This window comes from Pseudomonas sp. PA-1-6B (assembly GCF_021609545.1).
In the GTDB taxonomy this organism is placed as follows: Bacteria; Pseudomonadota; Gammaproteobacteria; order Pseudomonadales; family Pseudomonadaceae; genus Aquipseudomonas; species Aquipseudomonas fluorescens_BV.
In genome coordinates, this window is sequence record NZ_WJZM01000001.1 from 140,824 (window position 1) to 152,231 (window position 11,408).

15 protein-coding genes are annotated in these 11,408 nt (G+C 61.1%); 3 read left to right on the forward strand and 12 right to left on the reverse strand.

Translation table 11 applies throughout. From position 1 onward, the window contains the following. Nucleotides 1-8: 8 nt before the first annotated feature. The 9 genes from GIV35_RS00625 to ubiE are packed head-to-tail and all read right to left on the reverse strand — an operon-like array spanning nucleotide 9 to nucleotide 5,988. Nucleotides 9-716 carry a 16S rRNA (uracil(1498)-N(3))-methyltransferase gene (locus GIV35_RS00625; RefSeq protein ID WP_236264504.1) on the reverse strand — a complete coding sequence of 236 codons (708 nt, stop codon included), beginning with the start codon at nucleotides 714-716 and terminating at the stop codon, nucleotides 9-11. Beyond that, a complete protein-coding gene (tatC, locus tag GIV35_RS00630) occupies nucleotides 713-1,504 on the reverse strand; it encodes a twin-arginine translocase subunit TatC (RefSeq protein WP_034125559.1) in 792 nt (263 codons plus the stop codon). Before tatC ends, GIV35_RS00625 begins: the two co-directional genes overlap by 4 nt. Continuing rightward, nucleotides 1,501-1,908: a Sec-independent protein translocase protein TatB gene (gene tatB, locus GIV35_RS00635; protein WP_105225467.1), complete on the reverse strand. Its 408-nt coding sequence runs from the start codon at nucleotides 1,906-1,908 to the stop codon at nucleotides 1,501-1,503. Before tatB ends, tatC begins: the two co-directional genes overlap by 4 nt. Before the next feature lie 10 nt (nucleotides 1,909-1,918). Continuing rightward, nucleotides 1,919-2,197, reverse strand: a complete 279-nt coding sequence (locus GIV35_RS00640; RefSeq protein WP_003187877.1) for a twin-arginine translocase TatA/TatE family subunit — start codon at nucleotides 2,195-2,197, stop codon at nucleotides 1,919-1,921. Nucleotides 2,198-2,224: 27 nt separating this feature from the next. Then, nucleotides 2,225-2,557: a phosphoribosyl-ATP diphosphatase gene (locus GIV35_RS00645; RefSeq protein WP_003187881.1), complete on the reverse strand. Its 333-nt coding sequence runs from the start codon at nucleotides 2,555-2,557 to the stop codon at nucleotides 2,225-2,227. A gap of 2 nt (nucleotides 2,558-2,559) precedes the next feature. Continuing rightward, complete coding sequence (hisI, locus tag GIV35_RS00650) at nucleotides 2,560-2,952, reverse strand: phosphoribosyl-AMP cyclohydrolase (protein ID WP_003187884.1); 393 nt, start codon at nucleotides 2,950-2,952, stop codon at nucleotides 2,560-2,562. A 41-nt stretch (nucleotides 2,953-2,993) separates the two neighbouring features. Further along, entirely contained in the window at nucleotides 2,994-4,598 is a 1,605-nt protein-coding gene (gene ubiB / locus GIV35_RS00655) for a ubiquinone biosynthesis regulatory protein kinase UbiB (protein WP_019820016.1), read from the reverse strand. Beyond that, nucleotides 4,595-5,218 carry a ubiquinone biosynthesis accessory factor UbiJ gene (locus GIV35_RS00660; protein ID WP_198714966.1) on the reverse strand — a complete coding sequence of 208 codons (624 nt, stop codon included), beginning with the start codon at nucleotides 5,216-5,218 and terminating at the stop codon, nucleotides 4,595-4,597. Before GIV35_RS00660 ends, ubiB begins: the two co-directional genes overlap by 4 nt. Further along, nucleotides 5,218-5,988 (reverse strand): bifunctional demethylmenaquinone methyltransferase/2-methoxy-6-polyprenyl-1,4-benzoquinol methylase UbiE, encoded by a 771-nt coding sequence (gene ubiE / locus GIV35_RS00665; protein WP_003171186.1) that lies wholly within the window; start codon nucleotides 5,986-5,988, stop codon nucleotides 5,218-5,220. The genes GIV35_RS00660 and ubiE overlap by 1 nt, the downstream gene beginning before the upstream one ends. Before the next feature lie 145 nt (nucleotides 5,989-6,133). Here ubiE and GIV35_RS00670 point away from each other — a divergent pair, with 145 nt between their 5' ends. From GIV35_RS00670 to GIV35_RS00680, 3 genes are all read left to right on the forward strand, one after another. Beyond that, nucleotides 6,134-6,409 carry a polyhydroxyalkanoic acid system family protein gene (locus GIV35_RS00670; RefSeq protein WP_105225471.1) on the forward strand — a complete coding sequence of 92 codons (276 nt, stop codon included), beginning with the start codon at nucleotides 6,134-6,136 and terminating at the stop codon, nucleotides 6,407-6,409. A 104-nt stretch (nucleotides 6,410-6,513) separates the two neighbouring features. Next, nucleotides 6,514-6,936, forward strand: a complete 423-nt coding sequence (locus tag GIV35_RS00675) for a phasin family protein (protein WP_213153908.1) — start codon at nucleotides 6,514-6,516, stop codon at nucleotides 6,934-6,936. 12 nt (nucleotides 6,937-6,948) lie between these two features. Next, a complete protein-coding gene (locus GIV35_RS00680; RefSeq protein ID WP_223023722.1) occupies nucleotides 6,949-7,899 on the forward strand; it encodes a phasin family protein in 951 nt (316 codons plus the stop codon). A gap of 110 nt (nucleotides 7,900-8,009) precedes the next feature. Here the strand turns inward: GIV35_RS00680 and GIV35_RS00685 are convergent, their stop codons facing one another. The 3 genes from GIV35_RS00685 to phaZ all read right to left on the reverse strand — a co-directional run bounded on the left by GIV35_RS00685 (nucleotide 8,010) and on the right by phaZ (nucleotide 11,277). Further along, nucleotides 8,010-8,630: a TetR/AcrR family transcriptional regulator gene (locus GIV35_RS00685; protein ID WP_236264147.1), complete on the reverse strand. Its 621-nt coding sequence runs from the start codon at nucleotides 8,628-8,630 to the stop codon at nucleotides 8,010-8,012. 28 nt (nucleotides 8,631-8,658) lie between these two features. Then, nucleotides 8,659-10,341: a class II poly(R)-hydroxyalkanoic acid synthase gene (gene phaC, locus GIV35_RS00690; protein WP_105225474.1), complete on the reverse strand. Its 1,683-nt coding sequence runs from the start codon at nucleotides 10,339-10,341 to the stop codon at nucleotides 8,659-8,661. Nucleotides 10,342-10,431: 90 nt separating this feature from the next. After that, complete coding sequence (gene phaZ / locus GIV35_RS00695) at nucleotides 10,432-11,277, reverse strand: poly(3-hydroxyalkanoate) depolymerase (RefSeq protein ID WP_105225475.1); 846 nt, start codon at nucleotides 11,275-11,277, stop codon at nucleotides 10,432-10,434. Between the last annotated feature and the right edge of the window lie 131 nt (nucleotides 11,278-11,408).

The window sequence follows — 11,408 nt, forward strand, 5'->3', positions numbered from 1 at the left end:
TCGGGGGGTTAGAACAGGCGGGCGAGCAGGGCCGTTACGGCAGTTTCGACGCGTAAAATACGTGCACCCAGTTGCACCGGCTGCAAACCGGCCTTGGCCAGCAGGTCCACTTCATAGGGAATCCAGCCGCCTTCCGGGCCGATCGCGAGGGTCACCGGTTCCTCGAGGGCTCGGGGGCAGGACGGGTAATCGCCCGGATGGCCGATCAGGCCCAAGGTGCCAGCCGCCATGGCCGGCAGACGATCTTCCACAAACGGCTTGAAGCGTTTCTCGATAACGATCTCGGGCAGCACCGTGTCCCGCGCTTGTTCCAGGCCGAGAATCAGTTGCTCGCGCACCGCTTCCGGCTCCAGGAATGGGGTTTGCCAGAAGCTTTTTTCCACGCGGTAGCTGTTGACCAGTACCACCTTGGGCACGCCCATGGCCGCCACGGTTTGCAGCACCCGGCGCAGCATCTTCGGGCGGGGCAGGGCCAGCAGCAAGGTCAGGGGTAGTTTGCTCGGTGGCGGTTGGTCGAAGCTCACTTGCAGTTCGGCTTCAGCGGCTTCCAGGCGCAGCAGTTGGGCATTGCCCATCAGCCCGCCAATGCGGCCCACACGCAGGGTGTCACCGACGGCGGCGCGGTGAACCTCCTGCATATGCACCAGGCGACGATCACGCAGCACTACGCGGTCGGCCGCGATAAAGTCGGCCTCTTCGAGCAGCAGCAGGTTCACGGCTGGGTCGCTGGCGGTTGGTCGTCGTCGGCAGGCGCGTCATCCGGGTGTTCGCCACGCTTGCTGATCAGGCCGCTGAACAGGATGCCCACTTCGAACAGCATCCACATCGGCACTGCCAGCAAGGTCTGGGAGAAGATGTCCGGTGGCGTGAGGATCATGCCGACCACGAAGCAGCCGATGATCACGTACGGGCGGATCTTCTTCAGGTACTTGACGTCGACCACGCCGATCCACACCAGCAACACTACCGCTACCGGAATTTCGAACGCCACGCCAAAGGCGAAGAACAGCGTCATCACGAAATCGAGGTAGCTGGTGATATCGGTCATCATTTCCACGCCGGCCGGGGTGGCGGCGGCGAAGAACTTGAAGATCAGCGGGAACACCAGGAAGTAGGCGAAGGCCATGCCGGTGTAGAACAGCAGGATGCTCGACACCAGCAATGGCACAGCGATGCGCTTCTCGTGCTTGTACAGGCCCGGCGCGATAAAACCCCAGATCTGATGCAGGATCACCGGGATCGCCAGGAACAGCGAGACCATCATGGTCAGCTTCAAGGGGGTCAGGAACGGCGACGACACATCGGTGGCGATCATCGTCGCGCCGGCCGGCAGGTACTGGCGCAGGGGCGTCGAGACGAAGGTGTAGATCTGCTGGGTAAAGGCGAACAGCCCGGCAAAGATGATGAAGATCGCCGCCACGCAACGCAGCAGGCGGGTACGCAGCTCGGTGAGGTGCGAGACCAGCGGCATATGCTGGTCGTTTTCCGGTTTATCAGCGCTCATGGGGCTCGCGGCGGCAATGTAGGGTCATGGGGTGCGGGCGACGCGACGGGCGTCGGCGCGGGCGTCGTTGGGGCAGGCGCTGCCGGTGCGGCGTCGGCCACAGGGGCTGGCGCGATGCTGTGCTCGGCCACCGGCGTTATCGGCTTGGCCGGCTCTTGCACCGGGGAAAGAATCTTGCGGGCTTCCTGCTCCAACGAGAGGATGTGCTCGTTGTGCAATTGCCGACGGATTTCGTCGGCACCGATTTCCCGTTCAACTTCCTGTTTGATCGCGTTGAAACTGCGCTTGAGGCGCCCGATCCACAAGCCGGCGGTGCGTGCGGCACCGGGCAGGCGTTCTGGCCCCAGTACCAGCAGGGCCACCAGGCCGACGAGCAGCAGTTCAGAGAAGCTGATACCAAACATTAGTCAGTGCTCACGAGTCTTTGCGGGTCGGCTCTTGGACCTTTTCAGCCTGCACGTCGAAGGTACGGCGCTCGGTGATCGGCTGGGTGGCCTGCGGGTGAACAGGCTGGGCCGGTGGCACCGGGTTGGCGCTTGGCTCGGCCGGCTTTTCATCATCGTTCATGGCTTTGCGAAAGCCCTTGATCGACTCGCCCACATCGGTGCCCAGGTTCTTGAGCTTCTTGGTGCCGAACACCAATACCACCACCACCAGAATGACGATCCAGTGTTTCCAGTCAAAAATGCCCATGCTTCAAATCCTCAAGTCTTACGTTATTCAGGCGGACGGGCGCGAGGCCTTCTCGGCGTGCCCGGACAAGCCGAAGCGACGGTCCAGTTCATCCAGCACGGCCTGTGGGTGCTGCCCCAGTTGGGCGAGCATCACCAGGCTATGGAACCACAAGTCTGCGGTTTCATAGATTACATCGCTGTAATCACCGCTGATTTGCGCGTCCTTGGCCGCAATGATGGTCTCGACGGATTCTTCGCCGAGTTTTTCCAGAATCTTGTTCAGGCCCTTGTGGTACAGGCTGGCGACGTAGGAGCTGTCGGCATCCGCGCCTTTGCGGTCTTCCAGCACCTGGGCCACACGGTTCAGGGTATCGCTCATGTTCAGTGTCCTGCTGGGTAGATGGCGTGCGGGTCTTTGAGCACCGGCTCCACAACCTTCCATTCGCCATTCTCGAACACGCGATAGAAGCAACTGTGGCGGCCAGTGTGGCAGGCAATGCCGCCGATCTGCTCGACCTTGAGGATCACCACGTCGGCATCGCAGTCCAGGCGCAGCTCGTGCAGGGTCTGCACGTGCCCGGATTCTTCGCCCTTGCGCCACAGTTTGCCACGCGAACGTGACCAGTAGATGGCGCGCTGCTCGGCGGCGGTGAGGCTCAGGGCCTCGCGGTTCATCCAGGCCATCATCAGCACGCGCCCGGTCTTGTAGTCCTGGGCAATGGCCGGCACCAGGCCGTCACTGTCCCACTTGATCTCATCCAGCCAGTCTTTCATGTTCGGCTCCGGCAATTTGCGACAGTGTATAACCGGATGGGCTATCGACGCACGATCAGATAAACGCCCACGGCTACCATGATGCCCGCTGGCCAGTGGCCTAGTTGGTTCAATGGCCCACCAATCGCCAGCATCACGCCGCCCACCAGGTGCGCGGCGCCGAGCAGGCGCAGGAACCAGTCGTCCTTGCGCTTGCGCCACGGTGGCTCAGGGTCCTTGGCATGGGGCTGGGACATGCGCTCCAGCAGGTCGCGGGTCATGTTGGCCAGGTGCGGCAGTTGCTCGAACTGGCTGTGCAGGTTGCCCAGCATGGTTTTCGGGCTCATGCGCTCGCGCATCCAGCGTTCCAGGAAGGGTTGCGCAGTGTTCCACAAGTCGAGGTCCGGGTAGAGCTGGCGGCCCAGGCCTTCGATGTTCAGCAGGGTCTTCTGCAACAGCACCAGTTGCGGCTGCACTTCCATATTGAAGCGCCGCGCGGTCTGAAACAGGCGCATCAGCACTTGGCCGAACGAAATATCCTTTAACGGTTTTTCGAAGATCGGCTCGCACACGGTGCGGATCGCCGCTTCGAATTCGTTGAGTTTGGTTTCCGCTGGCACCCAACCCGAATCAATGTGCAACTGCGCCACACGGCGATAGTCGCGCTTGAAGAAGGCAAACAGGTTGCGCGCCAGGTAATCCTGGTCTTCCGGGGTGAGGCTGCCGACGATGCCGCAGTCGATGGCGATGTACTGCGGGCTCCACGGGTTGACGGTGCTGACGAAGATGTTGCCCGGGTGCATGTCGGCGTGGAAGAAACTGTCGCGGAACACTTGGGTGAAGAAAATCTCCACACCGCGTTCTGCCAACATCTTCATGTCGGTGCGCTGGTCGGCCAGGGTCGCGAGGTCGGTGACCTGCACGCCGTAGATGCGCTCCATCACCAGCACTTTCGGCCGGCACCAGTCCCAATACACCTGCGGCACATACAGCAGTTGCGAGCCTTCGAAGTTGCGTCGCAATTGGCTGGCATTGGCCGCTTCGCGCAGCAGGTCGAGTTCGTCGTAGATGGTTTTTTCGTAGTCGGCGACCACGTCCACCGGGTGCAGCAGGCGCGCATCGGCGGAGAAGCGTTCGGCGGCGCGGGCGAGGATAAACAGCCATGCCAGGTCCTGGCCGATGATCGGCTTGAGGCCTGGGCGAATGACTTTCACCACCACTTCTTCGCCGGTCTTGAGCTGCGCGGCGTGCACTTGCGCCACTGACGCCGAGGCCAGGGGCTCGACGTCGAAGCGGCTGAACACCTCGCTGATCTTCTGGCCCAGCTGTTCTTCGATCAGCGCCATCGACTGCTGCGAATCGAACGGCGGCACGCGGTCCTGCAGCAGCATCAGCTCGTCGGCGATGTCTTCGGGCAACAGGTCGCGGCGGGTGGAGAGAATCTGCCCGAACTTGATGAAGATAGGCCCCAAGTCCTGCAACGCCAGGCGCAGGCTGGCGCCACGGCTCAACGGCGACGGCTTGCGGGGCAACCAGCGCCACGGCAGCACATAACGCACCGCCAGCAGGAACCATGGCAAGGGCAGGGCAAACAGCAGGTCATCAAGACGGTAGCGGATTACGACGCGCTGGATACGAAACAAACGGCGGACGGCGAGCAGCTTCATGCGTTATCGCTTGGATCAAGGGAACGGCTCAAGCGCTCGAAGCGGGCCTCGAGGCGTTCCAGGTCGATTTTGGCCTTGTCGAGTTCGCGAAAGCGCGCTTGCGCTTCCCGTTGCCCGACCAGGGTGCGCGATTCTTCGCTCAGGTATTCGGCGAGGTTCTGGCTGAGGCTGGCGAAACCTTGCTGGTACCAGCGCGAGCGGCTGCGCAGATGCCCGCTGATCAACTGGGTGGCGACGGGGCCAATCCAGCGCGACAGTTCATATTCCCAGTCCAGCTCCAGGTCTTGCAGCACGGCGGCCAAGTCCATCAGCACCGCACTGTCGCCTTCCAGCTCCACCTCGGGGCTGTGGAGGATAGCAGTCTTGTTGCGGCTCAGCGCCAGGTGCAACAGGCTGGAGGCCGGCGCACGCAAGGTGCAATCGGCTTCAGCGGCCCATTGGGTGGCGAGCAGCAGGCCTTCATCGCTGGGCAGGATAAACAGCTGCACGGCGGGGCTGCGGCAATCGACGGCAATGACTTTGCCGGTCAGGTGCGCGAGCCGCGCCAGGGCGGTGCTGTCCAGGCGCAGTACACGGTTGAGACCGTGCTCAACGCTGGCGAGAAGACCTTGCAGCAGCATCAGGGCTTGATGCCGCGGTGCAGGGCGACGATGCCGGACGTCATGTTGTGGTAGGTCACGCGGTCGAAACCGGCCTCCACCATCATCGACTTCAGGGTTTCCTGGTCCGGGTGCATGCGGATCGACTCGGCCAGGTAGCGGTAGCTCTCGGCGTCGTTGGTGATCAGTTTGCCCATCAGTGGCATGAAGGCGAACGAATAGGTGTCGTAGACCTTGGACATCAGCGCGTTGGTCGGCTTGGAGAATTCCAGCACCAGCAGGCGGCCACCCGGCTTGAGTACGCGCAGCATCGAGCGGATCGCGTCTTCCTTGTGAGTCACGTTACGCAGGCCGAACGCGATGGTCACGCAGTCGAAATGGTTGTCTGGGAACGGCAGCTTCTCGGCATCGGCCTGGACGAACTCGATATTGCCGGCCACGCCTTTGTCGAGCAGGCGGTCGCGGCCAACCTTGAGCATCGAGCCGTTGATATCGGCCAATACCACCTGGCCGGTGGGGCCAACCAGCTTGGAGAACTTGGCCGCCAGGTCGCCGGTGCCACCGGCGATGTCCAGCACCCGGTTGCCGGTGCGTACGCCCGACAACTCGATGGTGAAGCGCTTCCACAGGCGGTGCATGCCGCCGGAGAGCACGTCGTTCATCAGGTCGTACTTGGCCGCCACGGAGTGGAACACCTCAGCGACTTTTTCCGCCTTTTGGCTTTCCGGGACGTTCTTGAAGCCGAAGTGAGTGGTGGGTTCGGCATCGCTGCCTTTGCGCTGATCAGTCATATCGCTGTCACCAAAAGAGAATGCGGGACATGATAATCCCCAAGGCCTGCTTTGTCTTGGCAAGGCTGCAGGTAAGATAGGCGCTCATCGAGACCTTTTGCCGCATGGCGGGTGTTCTGAGTCGTTATAAAGAGGAGTCATTGCAATGGCCCGTATTACCGTTGAGCGTGAACACACCCTGGGAAAAGAACAGGCGCGGGCCAAGGCTGAGCAATTGGCGCGCAAACTCGAGGATAAATATGGCGTGCAGTCTTCATGGGCTGGCGACACCCTGAAGCTCAAGCGCTCCGGGGTTAAAGGCACAGTGTTGGTGGCCGATGATTCGCTGCGCATTGATGTGGAACTTGGCCTGTTGATGTCGGCCATGAGTGGCACGATCAAGTCCGAAATCGAAAAAGCCCTGGATAAGGCCCTGGCCTGATAGGGCTGTGCTTAGGGTGCCGATTCTAATTTTAAACCTTACTTTGTGCCCAAGCCCTCAACTCTTGCGGGCCGTCCGCCACCCAATTCTGTGTGAGGTGCACCATGGCCAAAGTTATTTTGAAGAAAAAAATCGACGTTCAGACCACCCCCCTGAGTGAGGTTAAAAGCTACGCCCGCAAGATCTGGCTGGCGGGTCTTGGCGCCTATGCCAAGGTCGGCAGCGAAGGCGGCGAGTACTTCAAGGAACTCGTTAGAAGCGGTCAACGTGTTGAAATTAAAGGTAAAAAAGTTGTAGTTGAACAACTTGATGCCGCCAACAGTCAGATTGACCAAGTAAAGAGTAACGTCTCCGGCGTCAAAGGCCTGGTTGAAGTTCAACTGGATAAAGTTGAAAAAGCTTTTGATACTCGTGTCGCCAGTGCCTTGAATCGGATCGGCATTGCGTCTAAACATGACGTGGAGACACTCTCTGCTAAGCTCGAAGAGCTGACGGCATTGCTCGAACGTGTCGCGCGTAAACACTAAGGAGACATCGGGATGGCTGTTAAAAAGACTACTCAGAAAGAAGGCAGCTCGTGGGTCGGGAAAGTTGAAGAATATTCCCGCAAAATCTGGCTCGCTGGTTTAGGCGTGTACTCGAAGATCGACAGTGACGGCAGCAAACTCTTCGAGACCCTGGTTAAAGACGGCGAGAAAGCCGAGAAGTTGACCAAGAGCACGGTTGGTAAAAAAGTCGACGCTGCCAAGGCGAGCGCGGGTTCCGCCAAGTCGAGCATTTCGGATACCTGGGGCAAGTTGGAAGAGACTTTCGACAAACGCCTCAACAGTGCTATTTCGCGACTGGGCGTACCGAGCAAGGCGGAGTTGAAGGCGCTGCACAGCAAGGTCGATACCTTGACCAAGCAAATCGAAAAACTCACCGGCGCCAAAGCGGCTCCCGCCAAGACCGCCGCCGCCAAGCCTGCAGCAAAACCGGCGGCCAAACCAGCAGCTAAAACCGCAGCTGCAAAACCCGCCGCCAAAACTGCCGCCAAGCCTCTGGTTAAAGCCGCCGCCAAACCGGCTGCAAAACCTGCTGCAAAAGCGCCGGCCAAAGCCGCGGCGAAACCTGCGGCCAAGCCAGCGGCTAAAACTGCTGCCGCCAAACCGGCCAGCAAGCCTGCCGCTAAGCCAGTGGCCGCTAAAGCCGCCGCGAAACCTGCGGCTAAACCGGCTGCCAAACCTGCGGCTAAAACCGCTGCCGCTAAACCCGCTGCCGCTAAACCTGCTGCCAAGCCCGCCGCTGCGAAACCAGCTGCCAAGCCTGCAGCGGCCAAAAAGCCTGCGGTAGCGAAAAAACCGGCAGCCGCAAAGCCTGCCGCGGCGGCCAAGCCAGCCACGGCACCAGCACCGGCCGCTTCTACCGCCAATTCGGTGTCCGCGCCGACGCATGCGGCTGCTACCCCGACTGCAACGCCGGTTACCCCGACGCCATCCAGTCAGTCCTGATTTTTACGGGACACATAAAACGCCCGGTCTGCGAAGATTGGGCGTTTTTTATGAAGATCCAAGAAACGCCGCATTTCCAATGTGGGAGCGAGCAAGCCCGCTCCCACACTTCAATCCAGGTCATCCAGATATTTGAGTGCGAACCGCTCGGTCGCCTGCCGCGCCGTTGGCAGCAGATGCGGCGCCACCAGCATCATGATCTGGTACACCACCACCCGTACCTCACCTTCACGGTCCAGAATCCGTTGGTAATCCAACGAAAACAGCAAGGTCAGGGTGATCTGCTCCACCAGTTGCCCCAACGCCTGGGTATCACTGACCAGTTGCCCTGCCGCCTTCAGCCGCGCAAGCAATGACGCCAAGGTGCGCTTGAGCGCCGTGAGCAAGTGACGGATCCCCTTGGCCAGCTTGGGCAAGCGCCCCGCCAGGTTCGACAAGTCCTGGAACAGGAACCGATAGTGGGCCATGCGCTCGACAATCAGGTGCAAAAACAGCCAGTAGTCCTCAGCTTCCAGTTGCGCATCCGCAGGAGGGTCCAGCAGTGGCGTCAGCTCACACTGAAAGCGCTCGAACAGCCCGAGCACCAATGGCTCCTTGCCGTGGAAGTGATAGTAGAGGTTGCCGGGGCTGATCCCCATCTCATTGGCCACCTCCATGGTCGATACGTTCGGTTCGCCCTTGTGGTTGAACAACTGCAGGGCGCATTCAAGGATACGGTCGCGGGTCTTCATCCAGTCTTCTTAAAGTTGATTGCTGAGCTCAGCGCACGCGCACGTAAGTACCCGGCGCCGCTTCCATCGGTGGGTAATTCTGGTTGCCCAGGGCGGTGAGGGTTTCGCGTTGTACGCCGGAGCGTTTTTGTACCCACTCCAGCCATTGTGGCCACCAACTGCCTTCGACGTTCTGGGCGTCGTAATACCAGGCGCGCGGGTCACTGCTCAGCTTGAGGTTCTCGACGTAGTTGGCCTTGGGGTTGCCCGGTGGGTTGAGAATGCTCTGGATATGCCCGCTGTTGGAGAGCACAAAGCGCCGCTCGCCACCCAGCAGTTGCGTGGAGCGGTACACCGCGTCCCACGGCGTGATGTGGTCATTGATGCCGGCCACGCTGAAGCTGTCCACCGAGACCTTGCGCAAGTCGATGGGCGTGCCGCATACCTCCAGCCCACCGGGATGGCTCAGGGGGTTGTGCTTGAAGAAATCCAGCAGGTCGCCGTGCAAGGCGGCGGGCAGGCGCGTGTTGTCGTTGTTCCAGTACAGGATGTCGAACGCCGGCGGTTCCTTGCCCAGCAGGTAATTATTGATCCAGTAATTCCAGATCAGGTCGTTGGGACGCATCCAGGCAAATATCTTGGCCATGTCGCGGCCATCCAGCACGCCTTGCTGGTAGGAGCGGCGCTTGGCGGCTTCCAGGGTTTGTTCATCAGCGAACAATGTTGCGGGGCTGTCGATCTGGCTGTCCAGCAGGCTTACCAGGTAACTGGCACTGGAGATGCGCCGCAACTGGCGCTTGGCTTGCAGGTGGCCTTGCAGCGCGGCGATGGTCAGGCCGCCGGCGCAGGCGCCCATCAGGTTGACCTCGCGGGCGCCAGTGATGGCCCGGCATACGTTGAGCGCTTCTTCCAGCGCCGCCACGTAGGTGGACAGGCCCCATTCGCGATGCCGCACGTCCGGGTTGCGCCAGCTGACCATAAAGGTCTGCAGGCCGTTTTTCAGTGCGTATTGCACAAAGCTGTTGGCCGGGCTCAGGTCGAAGATGTAGTACTTGTTGATTTGCGGCGGTACTACCAGCAGCGGCTTGGCGTATTGTTTTTCGCTCATGGGCTTGTACTGGATCAGCTCCAGCAGTTCGTTGCGAAACACCACCGAACCGGGGGTGGTCGCCACGGTCTTGCCCACTTCAAAGGCGTGCTTGCTGACCTGGCGCGGCAAACCGTTGTTGTGCAGCAGGTCTTCGAACAAGTTGCTCACGCCGCGCACCACGCTGTTGCCGCCGGAGTTGAGCAGCTCCTTGATCGCCAGCGGGTTGAGCAGGGTGTTGGAAGGGGAGACAGCATCGTTGAGCAGGGCGAAGGCGAACTGCGCGCGGGCGCGATCATCGTCACTGAGGGTACTGTCCTCGATCCACTGCCGTGTCTGTTTTTGCCAGCTCAGATAGGCTTGCAAGCTGCGCCGGTACAGCGGGTTGAGCTTCCAGGTGGGGTCGCTGAAACGATGGTCCCTGGGGTTGGGTTCGTGCACGGTCTCACCCAGCAGCACGCGGCCCAGCTGGCCGCCCAGGGCCAGGGCGTGGCGGGCGGTGTGCACCGGGTTGCGCAGGCCGTGCGCGGCGACGGTACGCAGGGTCGACAGCAAGTCCCGGCCGCGCAGGCCGGTGATCGCATTTTGCGCGTTGATGAACGCAGCGGGGGTGGGCGCCGGGTTCGTCACGGGTCTTTCTCGCATGAGCCAACACTCCTTCGTCAAGTCATCAAGCAGGCACGCCAATCCAGAACCATAGTCGGTTCCTGGCAAGTTGCGCGGTGGTGTGTTCCTTCACACCGCCGGTCGCGGATGTATCACGGCGCGCAGGCGCTCCTCCTCCAGAAACTTCATGATGATCGGCGCCACGGCTTCGGCCCGGGTGATCAGGAACAGGTGGCCGTCATCGATGATGTGCAACTGTGCATTGGGGATGCGCCAGGCGAGCATGCGCATGTTGACCAGCGGGATCAGCGGGTCATCGTCCCCGGCCAGCACCAGGGTGGGCTGGCGGATCTTGTGCAACCAATGAATGCTGGTCCAGCCCAGGCCCGCGAACAGCTGCCAGTAGTAGCCCAGCTTGCCGGCCGAGCGCACTTTGCTGGCGTGCTCGGCGGCCAGTTTGGAATCACGGCGGAACGAACCGCCATAAATCATCGGTGCAATGCGCACCACGTGGGACGGCTGGATATAACGCCTGGGGCTTGCCATCAGCCACAACACCTTGGGCTTGCCCGGCACCATGAAGGCCCCGGCCGCGGTGGCCGCGAGGATCAATTTCTTGCAGCGCTCGGGGTAGTCATACGCAAATTGCTGGGCCAGCGCTCCGCCCCAGGACACGCCCACGGCATTCACTTGGCCATAGTCGAGGTAATCGAGCATACGTGCGGTGAGTTTGGCCAGGCCGGGGAAGCGATAGGGTCGCTTCGGCGTCGAGGAACCGCCCACGCCGGGCACGTCGAAGGCGATCACTTCCAGGTCCGGGTCCAGGGCCTGGACGAACGGAAACACCAGCTCAAGGTTGGCGCCGATGCCGTTGAAGATCAGCAGCGGGGTCAAGTGCGGCTTGCCCGGGCGTACCGCCGTGCGGATGGTCTGGCCATCCAGGTCGATGGTACGGAAGATGAACGGTTGCGCCATGCTCAAGCCCTGTGAAGTGGTGCTATTGGTCTGTAGGAACTCGGTCAGTGTGGGAGCTGGCTTGCCTGCGATGGCATTCTTTCAGGCCGCGATTAGTTAGCAGGCCCATCGCTATCGCAGGCAAGCCAGCT

What these genes read in the sequence shown, in the direction of transcription:
- ubiB (WP_019820016.1), bottom strand. Translation starts at nt 4,598, where the DNA reads ATGAAGCTGCTCGCCGTCCGCCGTTTGTTTCGTATCCAGCGCGTCGTA.
- tatB (WP_105225467.1), bottom strand. Translation starts at nt 1,908, where the DNA reads ATGTTTGGTATCAGCTTCTCTGAACTGCTGCTCGTCGGCCTGGTGGCC.
- GIV35_RS00660 (WP_198714966.1), bottom strand. Translation starts at nt 5,218, where the DNA reads ATGCTGCTGCAAGGTCTTCTCGCCAGCGTTGAGCACGGTCTCAACCGT.
- GIV35_RS00680 (WP_223023722.1), top strand. Translation starts at nt 6,949, where the DNA reads ATGGCTGTTAAAAAGACTACTCAGAAAGAAGGCAGCTCGTGGGTCGGG.
- GIV35_RS00645 (WP_003187881.1), bottom strand. Translation starts at nt 2,557, where the DNA reads ATGAGCGATACCCTGAACCGTGTGGCCCAGGTGCTGGAAGACCGCAAA.
- GIV35_RS00675 (WP_213153908.1), top strand. Translation starts at nt 6,514, where the DNA reads ATGGCCAAAGTTATTTTGAAGAAAAAAATCGACGTTCAGACCACCCCC.
- GIV35_RS00640 (WP_003187877.1), bottom strand. Translation starts at nt 2,197, where the DNA reads ATGGGCATTTTTGACTGGAAACACTGGATCGTCATTCTGGTGGTGGTG.
- phaZ (WP_105225475.1), bottom strand. Translation starts at nt 11,277, where the DNA reads ATGGCGCAACCGTTCATCTTCCGTACCATCGACCTGGATGGCCAGACC.
- GIV35_RS00670 (WP_105225471.1), top strand. Translation starts at nt 6,134, where the DNA reads ATGGCCCGTATTACCGTTGAGCGTGAACACACCCTGGGAAAAGAACAG.
- GIV35_RS00685 (WP_236264147.1), bottom strand. Translation starts at nt 8,630, where the DNA reads ATGAAGACCCGCGACCGTATCCTTGAATGCGCCCTGCAGTTGTTCAAC.
- ubiE (WP_003171186.1), bottom strand. Translation starts at nt 5,988, where the DNA reads ATGACTGATCAGCGCAAAGGCAGCGATGCCGAACCCACCACTCACTTC.
- tatC (WP_034125559.1), bottom strand. Translation starts at nt 1,504, where the DNA reads ATGAGCGCTGATAAACCGGAAAACGACCAGCATATGCCGCTGGTCTCG.
- phaC (WP_105225474.1), bottom strand. Translation starts at nt 10,341, where the DNA reads ATGCGAGAAAGACCCGTGACGAACCCGGCGCCCACCCCCGCTGCGTTC.
- hisI (WP_003187884.1), bottom strand. Translation starts at nt 2,952, where the DNA reads ATGAAAGACTGGCTGGATGAGATCAAGTGGGACAGTGACGGCCTGGTG.